The organism is Daquilactobacillus linshuiensis, from assembly GCF_052828685.1.
The window spans coordinates 581022-606752 of the sequence record NZ_CM128255.1 but is presented as its reverse complement, the minus strand read 5'-3'; the positions used below and the strand labels follow the sequence as shown (position 1 = coordinate 606752).

Annotated in this window: 28 protein-coding genes, 1 tRNA gene and 1 pseudogene; 7 read left to right on the top strand and 23 right to left on the bottom strand. The window is 29.4% G+C overall.

What is annotated here, in order from left to right:
- Positions 1-5 precede the first annotated feature (5 nt).
- Positions 6-248, top strand: a pseudogene (locus ACUV9F_RS03245) (YbaK/EbsC family protein); the annotation flags it as partial.
- 204 nt (positions 249-452) lie between these two features.
- Here ACUV9F_RS03245 and ACUV9F_RS03240 read toward each other — a convergent pair.
- Positions 453-1625, bottom strand: coding sequence for an MFS transporter (locus tag ACUV9F_RS03240; protein WP_446184250.1), 1173 nt, complete (start codon positions 1623-1625; stop codon positions 453-455).
- 108 nt (positions 1626-1733) lie between these two features.
- Between ACUV9F_RS03240 and ACUV9F_RS03235 the strand changes: the two genes are divergently transcribed.
- On the top strand, positions 1734-2024 hold the full coding sequence (locus tag ACUV9F_RS03235; RefSeq protein ID WP_446184249.1) for a hypothetical protein: 291 nt from the start codon (positions 1734-1736) through the stop codon (positions 2022-2024).
- 165 nt (positions 2025-2189) lie between these two features.
- Here the strand turns inward: ACUV9F_RS03235 and ACUV9F_RS03230 are convergent, their stop codons facing one another.
- From ACUV9F_RS03230 to ACUV9F_RS03200, 7 genes are all read right to left on the bottom strand, one after another.
- The gene (locus ACUV9F_RS03230) at positions 2190-2678 is read right to left on the bottom strand and encodes a hypothetical protein (RefSeq protein ID WP_446184248.1); all 489 of its coding nucleotides are present in this window, start codon (positions 2676-2678) and stop codon (positions 2190-2192) included.
- Between the two features lie 648 nt (positions 2679-3326).
- Positions 3327-5024, bottom strand: coding sequence for a putative mucin/carbohydrate-binding domain-containing protein (locus tag ACUV9F_RS03225; protein WP_446184247.1), 1698 nt, complete (start codon positions 5022-5024; stop codon positions 3327-3329).
- Between the two features lie 62 nt (positions 5025-5086).
- Complete coding sequence (locus tag ACUV9F_RS03220; protein ID WP_446184246.1) at positions 5087-5590, bottom strand: hypothetical protein; 504 nt, start codon at positions 5588-5590, stop codon at positions 5087-5089.
- Between the two features lie 627 nt (positions 5591-6217).
- A complete protein-coding gene (locus ACUV9F_RS03215) occupies positions 6218-6667 on the bottom strand; it encodes a hypothetical protein (RefSeq protein WP_446184245.1) in 450 nt (149 codons plus the stop codon).
- On the bottom strand, positions 6576-6944 hold the full coding sequence (locus ACUV9F_RS03210; protein ID WP_446184244.1) for a TIGR04197 family type VII secretion effector: 369 nt from the start codon (positions 6942-6944) through the stop codon (positions 6576-6578). The genes ACUV9F_RS03215 and ACUV9F_RS03210 overlap by 92 nt, the downstream gene beginning before the upstream one ends.
- 145 nt (positions 6945-7089) lie before the next feature.
- The gene (locus ACUV9F_RS03205) at positions 7090-7257 is read right to left on the bottom strand and encodes a hypothetical protein (protein WP_446184243.1); all 168 of its coding nucleotides are present in this window, start codon (positions 7255-7257) and stop codon (positions 7090-7092) included.
- Positions 7254-7532, bottom strand: coding sequence for a hypothetical protein (locus tag ACUV9F_RS03200; protein WP_446184242.1), 279 nt, complete (start codon positions 7530-7532; stop codon positions 7254-7256). The genes ACUV9F_RS03205 and ACUV9F_RS03200 overlap by 4 nt, the downstream gene beginning before the upstream one ends.
- Before the next feature lie 75 nt (positions 7533-7607).
- Here ACUV9F_RS03200 and ACUV9F_RS03195 point away from each other — a divergent pair, with 75 nt between their 5' ends.
- Positions 7608-7790 carry a tyrosine-type recombinase/integrase gene (locus tag ACUV9F_RS03195; protein WP_446184346.1) on the top strand — a complete coding sequence of 61 codons (183 nt, stop codon included), beginning with the start codon at positions 7608-7610 and terminating at the stop codon, positions 7788-7790.
- Between the two features lie 162 nt (positions 7791-7952).
- On the opposite strand, the gene ACUV9F_RS03190 is transcribed toward ACUV9F_RS03195, so the two are convergent.
- From ACUV9F_RS03190 to ACUV9F_RS03175, 4 genes are all read right to left on the bottom strand, one after another.
- Positions 7953-8040 (bottom strand) — tRNA-Ser (locus ACUV9F_RS03190).
- Between the two features lie 16 nt (positions 8041-8056).
- Positions 8057-8569 (bottom strand): adenine phosphoribosyltransferase, encoded by a 513-nt coding sequence (locus ACUV9F_RS03185; RefSeq protein ID WP_446184241.1) that lies wholly within the window; start codon positions 8567-8569, stop codon positions 8057-8059.
- Positions 8570-8580: 11 nt separating this feature from the next.
- Positions 8581-10857 carry a single-stranded-DNA-specific exonuclease RecJ gene (recJ, locus tag ACUV9F_RS03180; RefSeq protein WP_446184240.1) on the bottom strand — a complete coding sequence of 759 codons (2277 nt, stop codon included), beginning with the start codon at positions 10855-10857 and terminating at the stop codon, positions 8581-8583.
- A gap of 80 nt (positions 10858-10937) precedes the next feature.
- Positions 10938-11708, bottom strand: a complete 771-nt coding sequence (locus ACUV9F_RS03175) for a class A sortase (protein WP_446184239.1) — start codon at positions 11706-11708, stop codon at positions 10938-10940.
- Between the two features lie 132 nt (positions 11709-11840).
- Between ACUV9F_RS03175 and galE the strand changes: the two genes are divergently transcribed.
- On the top strand, positions 11841-12833 hold the full coding sequence (gene galE, locus ACUV9F_RS03170; protein WP_446184238.1) for a UDP-glucose 4-epimerase GalE: 993 nt from the start codon (positions 11841-11843) through the stop codon (positions 12831-12833).
- 156 nt (positions 12834-12989) lie between these two features.
- Here the strand turns inward: galE and ACUV9F_RS03165 are convergent, their stop codons facing one another.
- The 8 genes from ACUV9F_RS03165 to pnuC all read right to left on the bottom strand — a co-directional run bounded on the left by ACUV9F_RS03165 (position 12990) and on the right by pnuC (position 19834).
- On the bottom strand, positions 12990-14282 hold the full coding sequence (locus ACUV9F_RS03165; RefSeq protein ID WP_446184237.1) for a DUF4097 family beta strand repeat-containing protein: 1293 nt from the start codon (positions 14280-14282) through the stop codon (positions 12990-12992).
- 1 nt (position 14283) lies between these two features.
- Positions 14284-14619 carry a PadR family transcriptional regulator gene (locus ACUV9F_RS03160; protein ID WP_446184236.1) on the bottom strand — a complete coding sequence of 112 codons (336 nt, stop codon included), beginning with the start codon at positions 14617-14619 and terminating at the stop codon, positions 14284-14286.
- Positions 14620-14728: 109 nt separating this feature from the next.
- Entirely contained in the window at positions 14729-16354 is a 1626-nt protein-coding gene (locus ACUV9F_RS03155; RefSeq protein ID WP_446184235.1) for an ABC-F family ATP-binding cassette domain-containing protein, read from the bottom strand.
- Positions 16355-16448: 94 nt separating this feature from the next.
- The gene (gene pepA / locus ACUV9F_RS03150) at positions 16449-17528 is read right to left on the bottom strand and encodes a glutamyl aminopeptidase (RefSeq protein ID WP_446184234.1); all 1080 of its coding nucleotides are present in this window, start codon (positions 17526-17528) and stop codon (positions 16449-16451) included.
- Between the two features lie 34 nt (positions 17529-17562).
- Positions 17563-18294 carry a 3-oxoacyl-ACP reductase gene (locus ACUV9F_RS03145; RefSeq protein WP_446184233.1) on the bottom strand — a complete coding sequence of 244 codons (732 nt, stop codon included), beginning with the start codon at positions 18292-18294 and terminating at the stop codon, positions 17563-17565.
- Positions 18294-18518 (bottom strand): DUF2829 domain-containing protein, encoded by a 225-nt coding sequence (locus ACUV9F_RS03140; RefSeq protein WP_446184232.1) that lies wholly within the window; start codon positions 18516-18518, stop codon positions 18294-18296. Before ACUV9F_RS03140 ends, ACUV9F_RS03145 begins: the two co-directional genes overlap by 1 nt.
- Entirely contained in the window at positions 18518-19003 is a 486-nt protein-coding gene (locus ACUV9F_RS03135; protein WP_446184231.1) for a QueT transporter family protein, read from the bottom strand. The genes ACUV9F_RS03140 and ACUV9F_RS03135 overlap by 1 nt, the downstream gene beginning before the upstream one ends.
- Positions 19004-19105: 102 nt before the next feature.
- Entirely contained in the window at positions 19106-19834 is a 729-nt protein-coding gene (gene pnuC / locus ACUV9F_RS03130) for a nicotinamide riboside transporter PnuC (protein ID WP_446184230.1), read from the bottom strand.
- 275 nt (positions 19835-20109) lie between these two features.
- On the opposite strand from pnuC, the gene ACUV9F_RS03125 reads away from it, so the two are divergent.
- A complete protein-coding gene (locus ACUV9F_RS03125) occupies positions 20110-20262 on the top strand; it encodes a zinc ribbon-containing protein (protein WP_446184229.1) in 153 nt (50 codons plus the stop codon).
- 15 nt (positions 20263-20277) lie between these two features.
- Here the strand turns inward: ACUV9F_RS03125 and ACUV9F_RS03120 are convergent, their stop codons facing one another.
- A complete protein-coding gene (locus tag ACUV9F_RS03120) occupies positions 20278-21012 on the bottom strand; it encodes a class I SAM-dependent methyltransferase (RefSeq protein ID WP_446184345.1) in 735 nt (244 codons plus the stop codon).
- Positions 21013-21188: 176 nt separating this feature from the next.
- Between ACUV9F_RS03120 and ACUV9F_RS03115 the strand changes: the two genes are divergently transcribed.
- Together ACUV9F_RS03115 and ACUV9F_RS03110 are read left to right on the top strand one after the other, a co-directional pair.
- On the top strand, positions 21189-21818 hold the full coding sequence (locus ACUV9F_RS03115; RefSeq protein WP_446184228.1) for a hypothetical protein: 630 nt from the start codon (positions 21189-21191) through the stop codon (positions 21816-21818).
- 2 nt (positions 21819-21820) lie between these two features.
- On the top strand, positions 21821-22636 hold the full coding sequence (locus tag ACUV9F_RS03110; protein ID WP_446184227.1) for a DNA/RNA non-specific endonuclease: 816 nt from the start codon (positions 21821-21823) through the stop codon (positions 22634-22636).
- Positions 22637-22713: 77 nt separating this feature from the next.
- Here ACUV9F_RS03110 and lepA read toward each other — a convergent pair whose 3' ends face one another.
- Entirely contained in the window at positions 22714-24540 is a 1827-nt protein-coding gene (gene lepA, locus ACUV9F_RS03105) for a translation elongation factor 4 (RefSeq protein WP_446184226.1), read from the bottom strand.
- 63 nt (positions 24541-24603) lie between these two features.
- Positions 24604-25722 (bottom strand): molecular chaperone DnaJ, encoded by a 1119-nt coding sequence (dnaJ, locus tag ACUV9F_RS03100; RefSeq protein WP_446184225.1) that lies wholly within the window; start codon positions 25720-25722, stop codon positions 24604-24606.
- Between the last annotated feature and the right edge of the window lie 9 nt (positions 25723-25731).

Genomic DNA, 25731 nt, shown 5'->3' with positions numbered 1-25731 from the left:
TCAGTTCAATGGTTCCTTTAAAAAATTTAGTTAAAACTAGTGGATTTGAACATGGTGCAAATAGTCCAGTAGGAATAAGATCATTACATAACTATCCAATCTATATAGATAATACCGCCTTAAAAGAAAAAACCATTACTGTTTCAGCTGGTAAAATTGGTAGATCAATCATTATTAATCCTAAAGACTTAGCAAAATCTGTAAATGCTACTTTTGATAGCTTCGCAGTATATGAAGAAGAAAAATAAAAAGAGAAACCTACGAAGGTTTCTCTTTTTTCTATTCTAAAAACAAAGAATAGTAATTAGAAGTAAATTGAAGGTAGTTAAGTTAATCACTTAACTAAAAGTATATGAATTGTACCAAATCATCCCCATCACTTGGTACAAACAAAATATAGCACATATTCAAAAATTGTACAAGGCATTATCTTATTACACCCTAAACAATTATTAACGCAAATCTTTTTGATGAATCACTCTTCTTACAAAGAAAGTAATTAAATAAGACATAAAAAGAATAATTGCTACAACTATATATGGATAATGAGTGTTCATATCCATTAATACTCCAGACATAATAGGTCCAATTATATTACCCACACTTGTTAATGACATATTTAAACCATTTATTAACCCTTGATTTGTTTTGCCAAATTTTGTTAATAAAGTGGTAATTGCCGGTCTTAGTAAATCAAAAGCCGAAAATATAATTAATGTAGCTATAATCACTTCAAATTTACTTTTTGCCTGTGTAATCCATACAACACAAATTGCAGCAAACAAAAAACAATACGCAATTAGTTTTACCTCACCTATTTTTCTAATTAACCAATCAAACAATGCTAATTGTAAAAATAAAGAAATGATACCATTTAAAGTTAATACCAGAGCTATTGTATTCAATGTGAATTTAAAGACTTGATTTACGTATATACTATAAATACTTTCAAACCCTTGTAATCCAAACGAGGAAACTAAAATCATAGAAAATAAAATAATCATTGGGATAGTAAGAATTGATGAAAGATTTTGGGAATTATTAAGTTTATTTTTTTCATCATCAATATTTTTAACTGTTGGTAAAAATATTAAAGTGAAAATAGTACTTATTAATCCTAATATTGCAGCTGCCCAAAATGGCGTTTTATATGTAATACCAGCTAACATACCGCCAATTCCCGGTCCAAGTATTAAGCCTCCACTAAATGCAGCTGAAATCCATCCAATAACTTTTGCACGTTCTTTAGAAGTCGTTACATCAGCAGCCATTGCCATTGATGTTGGTACAAACATAGCAGCTGATAGTCCACCTATAATTCGTGAAGCGTCAAAAAAATAAATATGATTAGAAAATGCAAATATTATTTCTGATACCATATACAAAAATAATCCAGCTACAATGACAGGTTTTCGTCCAATTTTATCCGATATACGTCCAACAATAGGAGAAGCTATAAATTGAGCTAATGCAAATAAAGATGTCATTAACCCCATTTGAGTAGTTGTATAATGATATGAATTTTTAATAAAAGGAGTAACAGGTATTACTAAACCAATTCCCAAACATATTAAAAAGTTACCGAAAATTAGAATATAAATTGAACGTTTTATTTCTTTAGTCATTAATATTTCCTTATTTAAGCATTTATAGTTAATTCTACATAGTTATTGCTAAAACTCAAATAATTTTGTAAACTTTGATTATTGTTTATATATAAAAGGGGAATTAAAATGGCAGACGAAATGAACGTTTCATATTCATTAAATGAAAGAGAAGCACTATTACTCGCAATGACAAAAACACTAAACGAAGTGGAATTTGATGAAAAAAGTCATCAAGTTGAAGGAATGGGACCCGCTGATATAGTTGACTTATTTTTAGATGCTAATATGAAAAACATTCAAAACACATTAAGAAAGAACTATAAAGAAGCTCTTAGAAACGAAATATATGCTTCAGGATGCATCAATATTGCTCAACAAAATGGTATAACTCAAGAATCTCTATTCAATACAAAGTAGTAAAAAATTAAATAGCTTCAATAAGTTAGGTTTCATCTAATTTATTGAAGCTATTTTTATGGAATAAAAAGCTAAACTAGTAGTAATTAATAAATTCATTACTTACCTTAAATATAAATAAGCTCAAAAACAAATTATCTACCATTATAAAATAGTAAAAAAAGTTTATTTTAATTTCCAATTTTTATAAAGTTTTTTCATAGAGTAAAAATATACTTTCATTCCTTCTCTTTTTACTTGTTTTTCTTTGTTATTAGCAGGAAATAAAGAGGAATATCTATTTTTATATCCTGGAATATTACTATCTATTTTATGAATATTTTTGTCTAATTCGTATATGCTGTATGGACTGTTGATAGAATTTTCAAAATTAATTTCATATTCATTATTAGAAATTCTTATTAGTTTAACATCGTTTCTATCAGATAAAGTTTTAATATCTAATTCAAGATTTTTTTGTAATTTTGTTTGCTTTAAATTACCACTATTTAACGATTCAATGAGTCCTTGGCGTAATTTTTCGAAATTTTGGGGATATTTTTTATACATAAAATAAAATGCATTTCGTTGCCTAAATTCATAGTATCGATACCCTATCATCACTGAAAAAATTACAACTATAAATAATAATAGACGAACACCTTTTTTAGTCATAAACTCACCCACCCAATTATAATTTTCTTTAAAAATAAGCCCAAATTTATTATAAGTAAAATTTTTATCAAAAGAACTTTTTATTCAAATTTCAAAAAAATATACATTTTTTTAAAAAATTCTTCTAAATATCTTCAAATAATTATCTATTATAAAAAAATTATGGAGTTATAACAAATTTGGAGGTGAATAATGTGTATAGAACAGGTGATTCTCCAGGCATTGGAAGTTATGTTTGTCTAAGTTGCAAAGAAAGCGTTGTCACCTTAATTGATTTTATCAAAGTTACCCATTTGTAACATATGTAAAGGTGATATTTGGGCAAAAGATTAAGTTCATAGGTTTTTAAATTTATATTAACAAATAATGAGAAGAATAAGTATTGTAACATTTCATTCACAATTATTTTCAACAGAGTATAGTACTTATCATTTATTCAAAATGCAAAAATTCGTTAAATATTAGAATACAAAAAAGCACTTGCAACTACTGATATAATAACATCAATTGTTACTATATCAATTCGTTACAAGTGCTTATTTTTGAGTCTAAAAATTTCATTGCCTATTTTTCCAATAGACTATATTTTATTTGTTAAACAATAAGCGCCTGCTTTTGTAAGTAGATAGATTTAATAAGTTAAAATTATTAGTTATATAAATCAAATAACTTTTTATATTTATCAAAGTATTGTTTAGCTTCATTTTCAGGTAATGTATTAATTGCTGTATATAAATCTTCGATTAGCTCATTCCTTCTACTATTTATATTTGGATCAGCCATATATTTGTCTCCAAAAAATAAAATTAAAGATTTCAAATTTTTAATTTTATCTTTATTATTAATATTTCTTAATCCATAAGAATCAAGTATAAAAGAAGTTTCTTTAGAACTTTTGTCTGATAGTTCCTCATCCATTACATTAGTAATTTTTAGTCGGTTAGGTTCAGCATGATATATATTTAAATTTACCTTTAGAGAATTATTATTTACCCAATTGACTTGCTTAAATATATCTTCACTATCTCCAAAAATAGTTTTATCAATTAAGTTTTCATCTCCATTTTTTATATTTATAGAAGCATATTTCTCTCCAGCAAAGTAACTGTGTGGAGTTTTTCTAAAAAAGTCCGTTGCAATTCTAATCGCACTAAAATGTTTATATAATCCCGTGTTAATTCTCATAAAAGGATCATCTGCTAATCCTTCAAACAAAATTTCATTACTTGTAGTCAAATTACTAACATTACTTTTTTCTATATGAGACGTATCAGAATCTATGTTATATTTATCGGCTCCTCGTTGTCTAATAGTTAAATAATCGTTATCAATATACATTCCAGGCTTCATTCCTTCAAATTCTAATCTGTATGTACCGAGTGGTAAATCATCAAAAACTATTCCCTCCTTATTTGTTATAGTTTTGGAAGCAATTAATTTATCACCATCAAAAACATTTAGTTTGGTATTCAATAATTCATCTGGAAGGATACCTTCAAATGCAACACTACCCTGTCCTTTCAATCCTAGGGGCAATAGTTCTTCAGGTGTAACTAAATTATATATACTCTGTGATTTAATTTCAGGATTCAATTCCATTAACTTTTGAATTACTTTTTCCCTATTTTCAGGAGCAATTAAACTTGCTATACTGTCGACTACGTGTTTTTTGCTCGAAAAGTATCCATTGTAAAGAAATGTTTTTTTATTTGTATCAAAAGAATAATCATCTAATACCTTTCTGTAATCATATTCTTTAGAATTTGCCAGACCTAATAGTTTATTACTTAAAAATGAATTTTTATCATTAAAAATATTAAATAGTGATAAATTTCTCGAAGACTCATTTATTTTAGAAATACCTTCTCCATTAGAATCCAACTTACTTAGTAAGAAATAAATTAAAATTAATTTTTCTCTAAGCTCTAATTTGGAAAATGACTTTCCAGCTTTTAATTGATTTGATAATTTGCTTTCCACAGTATCTCTTTTTCCATAATCAAATATCCAGCCTTTATTATCAGTATCGATACCAAATTTTTGAAAATCATAGTATGCACCTAGAATATTATTTGAAACTTCACCCATTCCTTGCTGTCTCATTAAGTCATTCTGAAATCCATGTCCAATTTCATGTTGATGTCCCCACTGATTTTGTAACCACATTGTTCCATCTTTATAAGAATCTGCTGTCCATTTATTACTATAAAAAGCACCTCCCGCCCCATGAGCATCATTTTTTAAGAAAAATCTGTTATTATCTAATTTGTTCTCTGAATTAGAATTATCTAACTTAGTTAATCTTTCATATAATGGAAATAATTCATTATCATAATGATCTATCATGGACTGTATATCTTTAAATCCATCTTTTAATGAAGACATATTTTTAATTGAATTATAAATACCTATCGGTAAAAATAATTGAAATTTTTCCCTTTAAATAACGCAAATGAAGATTTTGATTTTTCCCAATTGTCTAAAAATTCTTTTTGATTATCACCACTATTAAAAATTGCCAAATTCTGTGTGTCTCCACTAAATTCATAGTTAACTTTTATATTTGTACCATCTATAGGTGTTTCAACAAATGGTACACTATCATAATCAGCTATAATGGTTTGTTCTTCAGGCCCAATCTTATATTCTTTCTCTGTATTGTTATCATCATTTAATAAATTCAAAGTACCTTTTTGCGACGCAGATATTTTAATTTGACTACCTTTTTTCATTACTTTACCTAAGTCGTATCTATCATGATATTTTCCGTGACTCATACCAGAAGAATCAAAAAATTCATTTCTTGTTAATCCTTTGATGTCTAGTGTTTCGGCATCTATTTTTTTTGAAAAAGACATTATTCCTAGAATAATACTAAAAGCTGTAATAACAAATATTGTGGCTTTTCTCATATTATTAATACCTCATGCTTTTTATTAGTTTTTATCACTTAACAATGATATCAAACATAAGTATCTACAGTCAAGAAAAAATAAATCGTTTACAATATTAGGCTTATTATCACTCATAAATTTATTAAAAAGTGCCTATTTTTACCTCGCAAAATATTTAATAAATATATACAAGACTAAATATTAGAATATAAACATCGACTCCATTTGCTTTTAAAATTTTTCTCTGTTTATCATTACTATTATCAATGGACTTAATAAGTCCTTGTCTAGTTTTAATAAAGTTAGTAGGATTACTTTTATATGCAAAATAGAAAGCGTTCCTTTGTCTGAATTCATGATAACTAAATCCACAAATTAATATACTTATTAAAAAAACAAATATAATAATTTTTTTTTATTGTTTTTCCATTCATAATACAAAATTCCTACCTGTTAAAATCTTTCAAAAAGTAATTTCACATATCATTATTGTTCTTATTCAGTTTATCCTTATTAGTTAAATTGTACTTCCATTTATTAAATTGGTTTTTCTACCATAATTTTTTGCTAACTCATCTGCTCTATTTGTTCAATTTGAAAGTGATGAAAAATATCTATTTAATATATCTAAACTATTTTTCTCTCCTAGTCCTCTTTTTTAAGATTTAAAGCATCTACATCCGCCATATAATCTTTTCTATCGAATGATCCCGATGCAATATCTCCTCTGAATGTTGCTGCTTCATCAATTCTGTCATACGACTTTCTCTTTGTTCTATCAATAGTCTCATTGTCTGAGTTTAAAAAAGAAAATATAGAAGTGGTTCCAACATCAGCAAATACTTTCCCAGAATTATTATTTGTGATGACTGATAGACAAGCAGCTAAATGTCCAAAATCATATTTCTTACTAACATATGGATAATACTTTTTCTCTTTATTTACTATCATTTTATTAATTTCGTTATCTGAAAATCCAATTGATTTCAATTTCTTTTTTAATTCATGAGTATTTAAGTTGGCTGCAGCTGTTCCCCAAACGAAGTTTCCTTGATATCCGGCAGCAGAGGCTAAAATACATGTGATTTTCTTCATATTGATTCATATGATGTTTCTTAGCATCTTCATCAGTTATTTCAAAGTTATCAGCAACTGACTTGATATCATTCATCATTTGTTTAACTGCTAATTCATATTTAGAAACAAAATCAACTACATTATCAATTGTATTACCAACACTTTTCACTACAGACACATTAGTTATACTGTTTCGGTCTATAGAATTACCCTTTATATTACTTAAATCAGTGATAGATTCTCCTATGTCATTAGCTAATTGATTTGCCACACGTTTATCACTCTTTATAACCATATTAATTCCCCCACTCATCAATATTTTAAATTTGGCTTATTATCTCATAATTTATTTCACTTTAAAATTAACATTAATAATAGTTGACTGTGACAAACAAAAAAACCCACTACCTACTAAATTAATAGTAAGTAGTGAGCTTATTTTAATAGTCTAATTTTTTAGATATATTTTCAATTCTTTGCAATAATGTAGGATAGTTTTTTAAATAAGCCTTCAAATCAGGAACTTCAATGTTTATCGCAGAAAAGTTATAATTTGTGTCATAAATGGTTTTTGCAAATGTATTTAGTTTTCTTTCTTTTTCATTCATAATTGCAGCATTATATTTAAAGATTTCTGATCTTGCATTAAATTTAATAATTGCTCCATAATTATTGTTCTTTTATACATATTGTTTTTAAACCTTATTATATTGATTAAAAATTCATTTTCTATATTTGAAAAGTCTAGTTTACTTAGAACACTATAATTTTCTTTAAGAGATGTAATTTCAGACTGAAAACCATCAATATCAAGCTTATCATTTTCTAAATTGCTAAAAATATTAACCAACCCTTCCAATTGTATATAGTTAACGTTCTTCATAACTTCTTTTATAGTACTTGTATATTTCTTTTTAACAACAAGTTGATTATATAAAGTGCCCTAAACCTACACCAGATATCAACTCATGGATTTAGACATACTCATGCTATCCTCTTATATGATGAAAATCCAGATATTACTATTAAAGATGTACAAAAGAGATTGGGACATCTAGATGTCTCAATTACTATGAATATATATGAACATGTTACAGATAAGTCTGATGACAAAATACTAAATGCTCTAAATAATTTTTAAAAAATAAGTGGCTACTTTTTGGCTACTTTTACGTTGCAAATTATTGCATAAGTTTATAAACTTGAATAATAAAACACAGACAAAAAAGCACTTGCAACTATTGATTTAACAGCATTTACTGTTATTATTTCAATTCGTTACAAGTGCTTACTTTCTAATCAAAGGAGACGACAGGATTTGAACCTGCGCGCCGGTATTAACCGGTTCGGCGGATTTCGAGTCCGCTGCATTACCACTCTGCCACGTCTCCATATAAAAACTCAATTTTAATATTGAGTTAATGTAAACATATCATAGTCTTTAATTTTTTGGCGACCATTCAGATCTTTCAATTCAATTATAAATGCAGTCCCTACAACTTCGCCACCTAATTTTTCAACTAAGTCAATAGTTGCTTTTAGTGTTCCTCCAGTTGCCATCAAATCGTCAACAACTAAGACTTTTTGTCCAGGTTTCACGGCATCTTTTTGCATATATAAAGAACCTTGACCATATTCTAAATCATACGTTACTGAAACTGTTTCTCTTGGAAGTTTTCCTTTTTTTCTTGCAGGTGCAAAGCCAATTCCTAGCTTATTAGCTACAGGACATCCAACAATAAAACCACGAGCTTCAGGGCCACAAATTAATTCAGCTCCACGTTCTCTGGCATATTCAGCGATATCATCTGTCGCCGCATGATATGCTTGACCGTCAAGCATCAAAGGTGAAATGTCTCTGAATAAAACACCAGGTTCTGGAAAATCAGGAACATTGGCAATATATTTTTTATAATCCATTACTTACTCCATTATTGTTTTTCAATCCATGAAAGTAGATCTTGATAACTAGAATTTACTAGCAGTGATCCAACTTCATTTCTTTGTAATCTTTTTTGATAAAAAAGTGAAGACTCTAAGTTTTTATTTTTATCAATTTGTTGAGAACTTATCACTCCGCCATTAATTTTAACAAAACCTAGCTCAAAAAACACGTTAATATAAAATTTTAAGTTATTAATATTAATATTTAAGTATTTAGAAATTGTCTGATAGTCATTTTCCCTTATTCCTTGATGTGTTAAAAAGAATTTGAGTGTATCATGCATCTCTTTTTTATCAGGTACTAATTCATAACTATACTTTAACTGTGAATAAAATAATAAATAGACAAATTGTGCCTGTTGAACATCAATAAATTTTTTAAAGTTATTAATGTTATGCGGTCTGTCAAAAACTAAAATTTTATTTAATTTGCTTATTTGTGGGTTATTCCATAAATAAGCACTTATATCGTTTCCTCTTTGTTCAAATAAATCAAAATATCGTTTATTAAAAAAAATAAGTGATAAATCATTGTCTAATTTTTTTATATCAAACTCATGATTACGCCAATCAATAAATTGTGTGCCGAATTTATCAGATCTTATATCACTAATCATAAGCTGTATATTTTTTTTACCCAGCCACTCATTAATTCCTATTTGATAATATGCATCATATAAAGGAATATCTTTAATGGTATTAAACTCATTTGAAAATCTAAAAGCTATAAATTCTGTTTTTATTTGATTTTGCTTAATTTTTCCTTTTAAGTGTGTTTTATCATTACCAATATTTTTTTCATCAACTATTTCTACATTTGAAGACTTAAAAATAGGTTTAGGATTACCTTCACCAAAAGGCGCTAGTATATTTATTTGATCTAATAAAGTAAAAGAAATCTCTTTTGTATCCAGGTTTAAATCATATATACATTCTTTTTCCTCAACTTTATTAAAGCCTTGGATATCTATTTCTTTTTGAATTATATCAGAGAATTCTTCAATCTTATCCGTCTTAATAGAAACACCGCATGCTTGTGCATGGCCTCCAAAGCTTGTATATAAATCTTTATGTTTTTCTAAAGCTTCAAATAAATTAAAGCCTATTGGTGATCTTCCTGAACCTTTATAAACATCACCATGCTTTGAAAGGACTAATGTAGGTTTATTGGTTTCATCAGAAATTTTTCCGGCGACTATTCCTAATACTCCTTCATTCCAGTTGTCGTCATACAATACTTGAAATTTCATTTTATTTCTTGATAATTTTTTACTTGCTTTTTGATATATTTCGTCAGAATATTGTCTTCTTAAAGAGTTAGTTTCATCGACTTCTTTAGCAATTTTTTTAACAGAGTCAATATCTTGCTCTGTAAGTAAATCAACACCAATATTTGCATTCTTAATTCTACCTAATGCATTTAATCTAGGTGCTATTTGATAACCAATAACTTCTTCGTCTACTTTTTTAATATCTAATTTTATTGTTTTAAAAAGCTCTTTTAGTCCAATTCTATTACCACTTTGAATTTGCTTTATACCATTTGCTACTATTACTTTATTTTCACCACTTAGTTTTACAACATCTGAAATTGTTCCTATTGCAGCTAAGTCTAATAAATCTAAAGGCACTTCTTGCAATAAGGCACTTGCAACTTTAAAAGCAACACCAGCCCCAGATAAATCCTGACAAGAATATTCATTTCCTTTTATTCTTGGATGTATTATCGCTGTTGCATTTGGTAGTTTTTCAGGCAAAGTATGATGATCTGTTATTATTACATCAACATTATTATTTTGAGCAAGTTCAACTGCTTCATAACCACTTACTCCATTATCTACGGTAATTATTAATTGATATCCCTGATTAATAAATTCCTGATATCTTTCGATATTAGGTCCATAACCATCACTAAACCGATCAGGGATATATGTATCAACTTGACCTCCAATTATCTCAATAGCTTCTTTCATAATTGATGTGCTTGTTAATCCATCTGAGTCATAATCTCCATAAATAACTATTTTTTCATTATTATCTAATGCCTGTTCAATCCTATCTATGGCTTTTTGCATATCATTTAATTTAAAAGGATCATCTATTTTTTCTATTGAAGTGTCTAAAAAATCTGTTATTTTTTCCTCAGTATCAATATTTCTCGACACTAATAATTTCACAGTTATTATGGGAAGCCCAAGTTTATTTGATAAACTAGTCACTAAATTATTATCAATTTTTTTTCTTAATTTCCAATTTTTATCCATGAGTATATTATACATTTTTAAATCAAAAAAACTTAATGAATTGAAATCTATTTAAGACTTCTATCATCAAGTTTTAATTTTTATTTTCTTTTCTTAATTACTAAAGTCAATACCAAAATTATTAAGATTAATAGTCCGCCAATCATCATTAAAATGTCACTAGTTTCATATTTATTTCTTGTTGATTTTTCTTTACTATTTTCTGTAATAATTTTTATTGTATTTTTATCTTTTGCTTTTTTGGAAACAAGCCTTCCTTGAGTTGCTAAACGTTTTGTATTGTTATCGGTACATGTAATTAAAGTAATAATTTTTTGTCCTTTAACATCATCAATTACATTAACCTCTGTTGGTTCAACTGCTTTTTTTGAATAAACTTCGTATTCATAAACATTTTTAAAATCAGAAATATATATCTTGTCTCCTAATTTTATGTCATGTGTTGGCATAAAAATGGACTTATAATCATGTCCTGCTAAAGCATAATTTCCTTCCCCCATTTTTTGATTGGGCTTCATAGTCCCTCCAGAAGTCGCTAGAACCATATTACTTACACCTTTAGCAATTGGTAATTTTATTCCTACACTTGGGACTGAAATAGCACCAATGATTGGAATATATCCGCCTATCATTCCATTGATAATCTTTCCAGGACCAAGTTGTTTAACGTTGGCAAAATTATAATCTGCTTTAGCCTTTTCATTTTTTACAATTTGTTTTCTTGTGATTTTTTCAACACGTTGATCATTATAATGTTTAAGACTTGTTGCCGTAATTTGTTTATTAAATATTAATACTATTGATAACAATATTAATATTATTATCAATAAATTTTTTAAAAATTTTTTCATACTTTCATATTTCCCCGTTCATAATTTCAGTATTAAATTTACCACAATAGTAATGAAAAACACAAAAAATATTGTAATATATCATATTTAAATATACCATTTAATAAGATAAATTCTAAGGAGGAACAAGTAATGTCTGTATTAATTGTAGGTGGAGCTGGTTATATCGGTTCTCACGCAGTTGACTGGTTTTGTGAAAATAACTATGAGGTTGTTGTCGTAGACAATCTTTCAACTGGTCACAAAGATGCTATCAATAAAAAAGCTAAATTTTATGAAGGTGATTTACGCGATAAATCATTCATGCGAAGAGTTTTTGATAATGAAGTAATTGACGGCGTTATTCACTTTGCAGCATTTTCAATAGTTCCAGAATCAATGAAAAAACCTCTTGATTATTATGACAATAATGTTTATGGAATGAACGTGCTATTGGAAATTATGAACGAATATAGTGTGAAAAATATTGTATTTTCTTCAACTGCTGCCACTTATGGAGAACCAAAACAAATTCCAATTAAAGAAACGGATCCTCAAGTACCTACAAATCCATATGGTGAAACAAAATTAGCTATGGAAAAGATGATGCACTGGGCTGATACTGCTTACGGTATCAAATTTGTTGCTCTTCGTTATTTCAATGTTGGAGGAGCTAAGCCTGATGGAAGTATCGGAGAAGATCATAACCCTGAAACACATTTGACACCTATTGTTCTTGATGTAGCTCATGGAACTCGTAATGAATTAACAATTTTTGGTAATGATTATGACACTACCGATGGTACAAATGTGAGAGATTACGTTCATGTTATGGATTTAGCAGAAGCACATCGTCTTGCATTTGAATACTTAAAGGCTGGTAATGATAGTAATGCTTTTAATTTGGGCTCATCAACTGGATTTTCTAATCTACAAATTGTTGAAGCTGCACGTAAAGTTACCGGAAAAGAAATTCCAACAAAAATTGGTCCAAGAAGACCTGGTGATCCAAGTACTCTAATCGCTGATAGCACAAAAGCTAGAACCGTTTTAAATTGGAAGCCAAAATATGATAACGTTGAAAAAATCATTCAAGATGCTTGGACTTGGGAAACTAAAAATCCAAGTGGATACGGAGACAAATAAAAACCTTAAACTAGAAAAACTATCTAGTTTAAGGTTTTTTTATTAATAATCAATATTAATAACTTTTAATGAACTATCACATTTTTGACTTAAAAATAAACTAAGATAAACTATATCATTGTTCAAAATAAAAAATTCAATTTATTTGTACTTTTTTTAAATCAATTTAATTGATCCATGGTTACTTTTTGCATTAATTGAATATTCGGGATTATTTTCACCATTTAGTACCCCTTGCATAAATCCTTGTGCCTCATAATTATATGTTTTATTTTCTATTCTATTTCTTACTATTCCAGACTTACTTTGTAAGACAAAATTAGCTTTTGTATCCGCAGGAACTTCCATTTTAATGGCACCATTTTTTGTAAAGGCATTAATATCTTCACTTACTTTTGTAAAAATCAGTCTAATAGCTCCATTATTACCATTAAAATCACCGCCGCCATTTATTTGATCTAGCTTAACAGCACCATTTCTTGTTTTCACTTTAAATAATCCTTCAAGATTATTACCTGTTATTGAGCCATTATTAGAAATAATTTCTGAATCTTGTAATTTTACACTATTTAACTTTATAGCACCATTTGCACAAAATAAATTTAAGTTTTTAATATTTGCATTACTAATATTGGTTGCACCATTTGTAGCTGTGACCGATAAATCGGCTTGACTATTTATTTGGTCTAACAAGACCTTTCCATTTTTGTTCACAAATGTAACTCTATTGGCATATTTTTCGGGTAGATAGATTTCTATTTTTGTGCGTACATGCCACATGATTGGCCTATCGCCTTGTTTTATATACAACTGCCCATTTCCAACATTAGTACTTCTCAAATAGTATCGTTTATTATTACGACTCATATATTCATTAATTATCAATTCATCAGATGGTGATTGTTTTATTTCAAGTTGGTCATTTGAATAACTTATTACTAGATCATTAATTTGAGAAATATCAAATTTGACATTATTAACTAATTTTAAATGGCTAAATCCACCATTAGTTCTTTCATGACCTAAAGAAATTCCATCGTCATCAACTCTAAAAAATCCATTTCCCATATCAACAGAACCATCTTCAACTTTTAAAAATTTCCCAAAATCTACTCGATCTTCGTCAATAATAACTTTATCATCATATTTAATTTGATTATCTTTTATTATAAATTTGCCGATTTTAACTGTATTTTCATCTGACTCTATTTTCTGATCTTCTTTATTAACTTCGTCAAATTCTTGCATTAATTCATTAAGATCACCTAGATGTTTAAATGCAGCTTCAACTGCTTCATCCTCACTTTTTCCCATATCTTGTTGATCATTTGCAATTTCTGATAAATCAGCTATTAATTCTTCTTTCAATTCAGTTATATTTTCTGATGGTTTGTATTTTGAAAAAATTTGATCTATTTTTGTTCTAATTTTCATTTCGATTTTATTCATGTTAAATTTTCCCCTTTATAATTTTATCAATTATTTTTTTTGAATAATCCCATTCAATTAGATTAGCGTCTAACTGATCAATTCCACTTTCGGTAATCTTATAATATTTTCTTCTAGATCCTTTAGTTTCATCTCCCCAGTAGCTTTGAATGGCATTATTTTTTTCTAATCGGCGAAATACAGTATATAATGTTGCCTCATTTAGTATATATTCACCTTCAGTTAGTTCCTGTACAGTTTTTGAAACTTGATATCCATAACTATCTCCTTGATTCAAGATACTTAAGACTATCATTTCAGTATTACCTCTAATGATATCTTTTGAAATAGACTTCATTACGCACCTCCATTAAAGTACTTTAATAATTTATAACATATTACTGTGTGTGTCAAGGTAGTTTGTCACAAAAAATATATAATATAAAAAAACACCCATAAATGAGTGTTTACGCATATAATTTTTTTACTTGTTTTTGCAATTCTTCATGATTTAAAAATTCATCAAAAGTTGTATCGGCACGTTCAACCATACCCTTATCAGATACTTCAATTATGTGGTTAGCAATTGTTTGTATAAACTCATGATCATGTGATGTGAATATTAACGCACCCTTAAATCCAATTAAACCATCATTTAAAGATGTAATTGACTCTAAGTCTAAATGATTAGTTGGATCATCCATTATTAAGGTATTAGCCTTTTGCAGCATCATCTTAGATAAAATACAACGAACTTTTTCACCACCAGATAAAACCTTAATTTCTTTGTCCACTTCATCTCCTGAGAAAAGCATTTTTCCTAAAAATCCTCTCAAGAAAGTATTATCATCTTCTTCTTTACTTGCAAATTGCCTTAGCCAATCAAGAATACTTAATTTATCATTGTTAAATGCTGAATTTGTATCTTTAGGTAAATAAGACTGTGTACTTGTAACACCCCAAGTCACACTTCCTTCATCTGGACTCATATCTCCAGCCAATATTTGCATTAGTGTAGATGAAGCAATGTCATTTTGTGAAATAATTGCTGTTTTCTCATCTGGCTTTATAGTAAAAGTAATATTATCTAAAACTTTAACACCATCAATAGTTTTTGAAATATTTTCAACTCGAACAAGGTCATTTCCAAGTTCTCTTTGAAAATCAAACTTAATAAATGGATATTTACGTGATGAAGGTTGTATATCATCCAAGGTGATTTTTTCTAACTGTTTCTTTCTTGAAGTAGCTTGTTTAGATTTAGAAGCATTGGCAGAAAATCTTGCAACAAATTCTTGCAATTCTTTAATTTGCTCTTCTTTTTTTGCATTTTGATTTGCTTGTAGTTTTGCAGCTAGCTGACTTGATTCCAACCAGAAATCATAGTTTCCGACAAATAATTTGATTTTTCCAAAATCAACATCACACATTGAAGTACATACTTGATTCAAAAAATGACGATCATGAGAAACAACAATAACAATATTAGGAAAATCAGCTAAGAAATTTTCAAGCCATACTTCAGAAGCCATATCCAAGCCATTAGTAGGCTCATCAAGAAGTAATATATCTGGTTTACCAAATAATGCTTGACCCAATAATACTTTAATCTTTTGGCCTTCCATTAACTCGCTCATTTTTACATGATGCAATTCTTCACTGATTCCTAGCTCTTGTAGTAGCTGTGCTGCTTCAGATTCAGCATTCCAACCATCTAATTCCGCAAATTTTGCTTCCAAATCAGCAGCTTTTATTCCGTCTTCGTCATTAAAATCTTCTTTTGCATATAGAGCATTTTTTTCTTGCATTACATCATGAAGCTCTTTGTGACCTTGTATTACTGTATCTAGAACTTCAAATTCTTCAAAAGCATAATGATCTTGATTTAAACTAGACATTCTTTCATCTTTACCAATAGAAATATTTCCAGAACTAGGTTGAATTTTTCCTTCTAAAAGTTTTAAAAATGTTGATTTACCAGCACCATTAGCTCCAATAACTCCGTAACAATTTCCTTCTGTAAACTTTAGATTAACCTCATCATAAAGCTTACGTCCGCCCATTGTTAAACTCATGTCGCTTACTGTTATCACTTAATAGATTCCTCACTTATATTTATTCTTAAAAACAAAAACCAGCAGCATCTAAGCTGTTGGCTTTTAACTTATCTTGAAATTGTAACATACATTATAGTCCACGAACAATTGTATCAATTGTACTTTTATCAAGTCCTTTTAAAACTTGTACCAACATTTCTTTTGCAGCATCATAATCAGATATATTAAACATTGTTTGATGTGTATGTATATATCTTCCGGCTACACCTATTACTGTACTTGGTATTCCCTCATTTGCCGTATGTGCATCACCAGCATCGGTACCACCTTTAGAAACAAAATATTGATAAGGTATTTTATTAGTTTCAGCAATATCTAATAAATATTCCTTTAATCTAGGCAAAGTTATAAGTCTAGGATCTTGTATCCTTAGTAGAACTCCCTCGCCTAAATGACCAAAAGTTCCTTCTTTTGTGTTTATATCATTCGCAGCTGAACAATCCACTGCAAAAAATAAATCAGGCTTAAATTTTGTAACTGATGGTTTTGAACCACGAAGTCCTACTTCTTCTTGAACATTGGCTCCCGCAATTAAAGTGTGACCTAACTCTTCATTTTGAAGCTCTTCTAGTGCTTCAAGTACCAATGTGCATCCATATCTATTGTCCCATGCCTTTGAGATAATATTTTTTTCATTAGCAGTTTTAATGGTTTCAACTTGTGGAATAATCACATCACCTGGTCTTACTCCATACTCCATAGCTTCTTCACGTGACTCAAATCCTGCATCAAATAAAATTTTTGATATATCTAAACTACTCTGTCCAGTTGTTCCTCTCAATAAATGAGGGGGTATCGAAGATGAAATACAAGGATAGTTTTTGCCACTAGACGTCTTAAGAGTAAATCTCTGAGCTGAAACAACATAAGAATTCCAGCCTCCTAAAGCTACAGCATTGAATAATCCATTTGCATTTATCTGTGTTAGCATGAATCCTACTTCATCCATGTGAGAAGCAACCATTACCCTTCTAGAATTAGAATCAGAACTATTTTTTATACCAAAAATACCACCTAGTCCATCTTGTGAAACTTCATCAACTAAAGGAGTTATTGACTTTCTCATATAATCACGTATTTCATGTTCAAATCCACTAGTCCCTTGTAATTCTGTTAATTCTTTAATACGCATAAATGTTTTATCATTCATAATTACTTATCCTCTACTTAATAAAATAGGTCTATCAAATAAACTTATCTATTGTCCAACCACCATCGATTGAAACAATAGAACCAAACATATATTTCGACTTCTCACTGGCAAGAAATAAAGACAACTCGGCGACTTCTTTAGGAGTAGCATATCTTTTTGCAGGTGTAGCTTCTTCGACAATACTTGCAATTTCTCCGCCATTATTAAAATCAGAACTATTCATACTAGTTCTTACTGCACCTGGAGCTATACAGTTCGCCCTTATTCCATATTTAGCATAATCAAAATTTAACTGCTTAGTAAATCCTATGATTGCATGTTTTGAAGCGGTGTAAGAAGCTCCACCTCCACCAGATATAATACCAGCTATGGATGCCATGTTCACAAAAACTCCAGATTTTTGTTGTATCATAAGTGGTAATAATTTTTTAGCAATTACAAATTGACTTGTTATGTTAGTATCTAACACCTTATTCCACTCATCTAACTGAGTATCAGTAGTGGAGTGATAATCATCGAGAATTCCGGCAGTATTACAAATTATATCAATTTGAGTTATATCGCTTAATATATTTTCTAACTCTTTAAAGTTAGTAATATCACATTTTTTAAAAGTAAAATTTTCACTTTTTATATCACAATTGTTTTTATCAATGCCAATTACTTTGGCATTATTTTCTAAAAATAATTTTACTTGCTCATATCCGATGCCACTGGAAGCACCTGTAACTAGAACTTTTTTATTCTCTAAATTTAAGTCCATTAATCAACAATACTCCAGTCATCAGCTAACACATCACAAGATGTTGGTTGGAACATATAAAATTTTGGAGTCTCATTTGTCTCAATTAGGATATATTCCCCAATATCTTCTCCTTGATATTTTGAATTATTTACAATAAAAATACCAACCTCACCTGATTGCCATCCATCACGAGTTATTTTTTTCCCTTTTTTCATTTCTCTAAGTGCATTTTCAAAAGTCATTATTTCAACATCTCCTTTATATTTATTCTTTTATTTATTAAATAAATTAACACCGCTCCTATTACCATTGAGCCCAGTTCGCCTAAAGCAACAGTCCCATAAGTCATCCAAAAGGGAATTTTAGAAACAATGTGCAATTCTAAGGCTATTGACCACATAAAAATAGTACAAGTTATGGTAGAAACTGTTAGTTTTAATTTTAATGACTTAACATACTTACTCAATAAGTAACTAATAAATGTCATAACAAGTGTCCCTAATGTTCCAAAAACTACGTCTACTACTGCCAATGGAGAAAATAAATTCACTACTAAACATCCCCCAGTTAGTGCCCAAATATACTTTTTATCAAATATTGCAAAATGATTAAGCATTTCAGCAATTCTAAATTGTACAGGACCATAGGAAAATGGCGTCAGTAATAATGATATAGCTATATAAATCCCTGCTACTATGGATGTTTGTATTAAATCTCTTGTTTTCATAGTCACTCCTTATCAACTATATTTTATTATACAAAATAAAAAAGTATATTCCAAAATAGAATATACTTCTTAGTCATAAATTACTTGTTCGAGTAAAGTTAATTATTTATTTTCATGAAACCATTTACTATCAGTAAATGCAACTATATCATTGGCTAGATATAGCATATAAGTTATCATTAAAACCCACACGGGATGTCCATGCATTGCTGTTTGAATCCAAAGTGCAATACTCATAACTCCTTGAGCAGTCCAAAAATAATAACTTGAACGAAATCTTCTTACAGTTAATACAGCACCTGTTAAACCGATTGTTGCACTAATTGCATCTAATATTGCTTGTGGACTGTGTAAAATAACTGTATCTAAAATATAAGTTGCAACTAAAAATGCTAGAAAAATTAATATAGTCTGAAAAACATCAGTTCCAGTCATTTTTCTTGGATCATGGCTAGACCATTGTTTTTGAATTAGAATTGGAATATCTAATAATATAATATATGCAGCTTGCATAATAATATCAGAATAATTTCCTGTGACTAATGCAACATAAATCAACATAACAGCTGAAATAAAGCCTAATATACCGTTTATTGGACGTCCATTTGTGATTGACACAGTACAGCTAAATCCAATAATACCGGCTATTGTTGATGTGACTCCTAGTGGACTAATTCCATGTCCTAATCCAATATACAATTGAATTATGATACCTACTGCTAGTAATATATAGCTAGCTTTTGTCCAACCTGACATTTGGTCTTTGTACCAATGCCAACTAAACACTCGAGTAAATGACATTTTGTCATAATACTTACTTTCATTTTGCATAATATCTAAATCTCCCTCTTATTTAGAATCCCCTCGTCCAGAACCCAAGGTTTTTTAACGTTGTCCTTCTTCAACGAAATAAATTACTCGAACTATTTAATAATAAACTTTACCAAAATCTTAGGCAAATAATAATTATTACTAAAATTTGATAATTTATTGATATACCATGCTTTTAAATGAAATTTTCTTTAAAAATAAATTTTGCTATAGAATATTACTTATATTTTTATAAAAAAGGTGTATACTAAAAGAAATCGTGGAGGTAAAAGTCTATGTATAAAACTAACGATACTCCTGGAGCAGGTAATTATGAATGTTTAACTTGTAAAAGCAATCTGATAACCCTGAAAGATGGAGAAAAAATCCCTGAATGCTCTACCCCTAATTGCAAAGGCGATATTTGGGCAAGAGTTTATAATAATTAAAAAGAACTCATATCATTATGAGTTCTTTTTTGTTGCTGAAATAATTAACATCATTGGACGTCTAAGTTCATCTTTCATTCCAGGAATATTCATCATCTTTACTGGCGGTTTTGGTTCAACTACATGATTAATAGTAAATCTAAATTCTAAAAGAGTCTCTAGATACGTAGTGATAGTTCTATGATATTTTATAACAGAAGTGTTTAAAAAATCAGTTTTCCTTACTCCTTCAAAAAAATAATTATCCACCGGAAAAGATTTTATAGTTCCATTCTCATTTAAATCCCACTGTTCAGAACCTTGAGCCGTAAATATAGGATGTTCCACAGAAAATATAAAAGTTCCTTTATTTTTGAGAACTCTTTTTACATTTCTAACAACTTCATCAAAATCATTTATGTAGTGCAATGCTAATGAACTTAAAACAATATCAAAGTTATTATCTTCAAATTCAATATTAGTAATATCCATATTTTTAAAACTAATATTATTATATGTATTTTTTTCATTTGCAACGGACAACATTTTTTCAGAAGAATCAATTCCAACAACAGATGAAGCACCATTTTCAGCAGCACAAAAAGCATGCCATCCGTACCCACTTCCAAAATCTAATACATCTTTATTCTTAAATACTGGCAATAATTTTTGTAAGGTCTGCCATTCTCCGGCACCCTTTAAACCCTGTTTACTTTGATTTATTTTTGAATATTCATCAAAAAAATTTTGATCGTCATATATATTTTTTATTTTAAAAACCACCTAATAATTAATTTCAAAATATATTGTATCACTGATACTTTTTTGCGTAATTTATTAATTAAGGTTTTATTGACTAATTATGTATACGTTGCGTATTATTATATAAGTAAATAATAAACATTTGTTTTTATTTATCTTATAAAACAATACGTAAGGAGATTTATATGAATAAACTTTTTTTAATTATTTTTTTATTTTCGTTAATATTTTTGATTTATACATTTTTTAAGAAAAGTGAGTCAAGAAAGAAAAAAATAAAATACTCAAGTATTATAGCAATTATTTCATTCATTTTAGTTGGTATGACAGCACCAAGCACACCATCGTCAGCAAAGAAACAAGTAAAAACTACGACAAAAACTGAATATATTGGAAAAAATAATTACAATAAAGACAAGAAGTACAATGCTTTACTTTTATCAAAAAAAGGTTCTCTAAAAAAAGAACTATCTTCAATTAAAACTCAAGAAGATAATGATAAAAAAGCACAAGATCAGGCAATTGAGAAACAAAAAGCTGATCAAGAAAAAGCAGATCAAGAAAAACAAGCCGCAGCATTAGCTGCTCAAAAAGCTCAAGAACAACAAAACTCTCAACAACAACAGCAACAATCTCAAGAGCAAGTTTCACGTCCAACACCTAACGAAAATTTAGTATACATCGCTCCAAATCACGGGAAGAAATACCATAGAGATCCAAATTGTCGCGGATTACGTAATGCTATTAGTGTAACTTCAATGACAGAAGCTCAAGCACAAGCTGAGGGGTATACTTTATGTGGATGGGAAGGTTAAACATGAAAAAAAGAAATATATCAGCTTTATTATTTTTAACTTTTTTACTCACTTCATTACCTTTTTCAACAGTAATTGAAGCGAAGAGTAATAATATAAAAATAGTAAAAAATTATAATTTCCAAAAAAAAGATAAAAAGTTAAAAAAAGAAAATTCTAAACTTGAAAAAGAAATATCAGAATTGGAAGAACAGTTAAAAAATAAAAATTCTGATAAAGTAAAAAGTAAAGCTAATAATGAAGAATTGCAGAATTTAAACTATTCAAACTTAAAAGAGATAACAGTCAATGATAATAACCCAAATTTTTCAGATTCTGACTTGGATATTTCAAAAGGTGCCTGGCAATCATATTCTAATTTAGATAATCTTAATCGAGCAGGAACCGCCAACGCACTCCTCAACAAATCACTTATGCCAACTGCTAAAAGAGAGGGACTGACTTGGAATCCAACAGGATGGCATAATAAAAAAATTAAAGGTGGATGGCTTTATAACAGAAGCCATTTAATCGGCTATCAACTGACAGGTCAAAATAACAACCCTAAAAATTTAATCACAGGAACAAGAGAATTAAACTCTCCTGAGATGCTTGCCCATGAAATGGATATTGCTGATTTTTTAAAAAACAACCCTAAAAAATTTGTTAGATATAGAGTAACACCTATATTTAGAAACTCTGAATTATTACCAAGAGGAGTTGAAATGGAAGCACAATCTATAGGAAGCGATAATATTAAATTTAATGTTTATATTTTTAATGTTCAAGATGGTGTAAATTTAAATTATCAAGATGGAACAAGTACTTTAAATAATTAGAAATAGATTACAATTAAAGACCCGGTAAGTTTTAAACTTACTGGGTCTTTAATTGTTTTAAAACATTGATATATCAACTAATTTTCTTCGTGCATTTTCAAAACGGACATGAATGCTTCTTGAGGAACTTCAACTCTTCCTACAGCTTTCATTCGTTTTTTACCACGTTTTTGCTTATCTAACAGTTTTGCACGTCTATCTGGATCACCTGTATGAATCTTGGCAGTAACATCCTTGCGATATGCTTTTACGGTTGCTCTAGCAACAATTTTTGTACCAATCGCAGCTTGTATTGGAATCTCAAAGTTTTGTCTTGGAATAATGGTTTTTAGTTTAGAAGTGATTTCTCGTCCTCTTTCAAACGCAAAATCTTTATGGACAATAAAACTAAGTGCATCAACAGTATCTCCATTTAACAAAATATCCATTTTTACTAGATCACTTACTTCATACCCCTCAATTTTATAGTCAAGTGAGGCATACCCTTTGGTACTTGATTTTAAATCGTCAAAGAAATTAAAAATAATTTCTGATAATGGTAACTTATATATTACATTTACTCGATATTTATCAAGATAATCCATTGTAATAAATTGACCACGTTTTTTTTGTGAAAGTTCCATTACTGCTCCAACATAATCTTCAGGAACCATTATTTCTGCTCTTACAAATGGTTCTTCTATTGAAGATATAGTTCCACTATCAGGCATTTCAGAAGGATTATCAATGACAAGCGTTTCTCCATCCACTGTATTTACATGATAATTTACAGATGGAGCGGTCATAATTAAATCAAGATTAAATTCTCTTTCAAGGCGTTCTTGAACAACATCCATATGTAGTAACCCTAAAAATCCACAACGAAATCCAAAGCCAAGTGCTTGCGATGATTCGGGCTCGAACTCTAAAGCCGCATCATTTAATTGCAATTTTTCTAAAGCTTCTCTTAAATCTTCGTATTTGGCATTATCAACAGGATACATCCCTGAATAGACCATTGGTTGAATTTGTCTATATCCTTCTAGTTGATTTTCAGTTGGATTATTGGCTAAAGTTACAGTATCACCAACACGAGTATCTTTAACTGATTTTATACTTGCAGTAATATATCCAACATCTCCTGCCATTAGTATATCTTTAGCGACTGCCTTAGGTGACATTACTCCAACTTCTGTAACTTCAAATTTCTTTTTATTACTCATAATTTCAATAGTATCGCCTGCTTTAACTGTTCCTTCTTTAACCCTTACACTCAATACAACGCCTCGATAGCTGTCGTATACAGAATCAAAAATCAAAGCCTTCAATGGTGCTGTTATATCACCTACAGGTGCTGGAACATCTTTTACAATTCTTTCCAAAAGCTGAGGTATTCCGATACCTTTTTTTGCGCTAACTTCAACTGATTCTGAAGCATCTATACCAATCATATCCTCAATTTCTGATTTAACCTTTTCCGGTTCTGCACTTGGCAAATCAATTTTATTAATAACAGGTAAGATTTCCAAGTCATTATCAATTGCTAGATAAGTATTAGCTAATGTTTGTGCTTCAACACCTTGAGCAGCATCGACAACTAGTAATGCCCCTTCACAAGCAGCTAAACTCCTGGATACTTCATATGTAAAATCAACATGACCAGGCGTATCAATTAAATGAAAAATATATGTTTGACCGTCTTTAGCCTTGTAGTGTAATTCAACGGCATTTAATTTAATTGTTATTCCACGTTCACGTTCCAAATCCATATCATCAAGAATTTGGTCTTTCATATCTCTTTTTTCAACTGTATCTGTTAATTCAAGAATCCTATCAGCTATTGTCGATTTACCATGATCAATATGTGCAACAATAGAAAAATTACGTATTCTTTTTTGACGTTCTTTCATTTCTTCTATATTCATTAAAAAACTCCTTTAAATCATATTAAATTATACCAAAAAAGACACCCTTAAGGGTGTCTAATATTACTTAAAAGCGTCTTTCATTCTATCAAAGAAATTTCCACTATCCTGTTCAGTGATTTTATCTCCGCCAGCCTTAGCAAAATCTCGTAATGCTGATTTTTGTTCATCAGTTAATTTCTTAGGTGTCACTATATGAATAGTCACTAAATGATCACCTATTCCTGTACCATTTAATTTTGGAGATCCTTTTTCTTTAAGTTTAAAAGTAGTTCCTGTTTGTGTTCCACTTGGAACTTTTAGTTTTACATCGCCATATACAGTTTTAACTTTAATTTCATCACCTAATGCGGCTTGAGGAAAACTTATACTTTTATCAGAATAAATTGTTGAACCACGTCTTGTAAAATCTTTACTTTTAGCGACTTCAAACACAATATATAAATCACCATAAGGCCCATGATTTATTCCTGATTCTCCCTGTCCTTCAAGTCTAATCTGTTGACCATCTTCAATTCCAGCTGGAACTTTTACTTTAACAGAGTGCCTATCGATTGTATGACCGTCACCACCACATGTAGGACATTTTTCTTCAATTTCTTTACCTGTACCATTACATACATCACATGTTTCAGTAGTTCTCATCTTACCAAATGGAGTTTGACGATCAACTTGAATACGACCAGAACCGTGACATTTTCTACATGTTATAGGTGAAGTGCCTGGCTTTGCACCAGAGCCATGACAAGTTGCACATTCTTCTTGTCTATTATATGAAATGGTTGTTTCTTTACCAAAAACAGCTTCTTCAAAAGTCAAATTCATACGATATTGTAAATCATTACCTTGTCTTGGTGCTGTTGGATCAGCTTGACGGCTTGAACCACCACCAAAAAATGAGCTGAATATATCTTCAAATCCACTACCACCAAACGACTGATCAAATCCGCCAAAGCCACCTGCTCCAGCATTATCATCAGTAGTACCAAATTGGTCATATCTTTGACGTTTTTGGGGATCTTTTAATACATCATAAGCATCATTAACTTCTTTAAACTTCTCATCTGCACCCGGTTCTTTATTAATATCAGGGTGATATTTTTTTGAAAGTTTACGATACGCTTTTTTTATTTCTGCATCGCTTGCATCTTTATCGACACCTAAAACGTCGTATGGATTCATTAAGATACT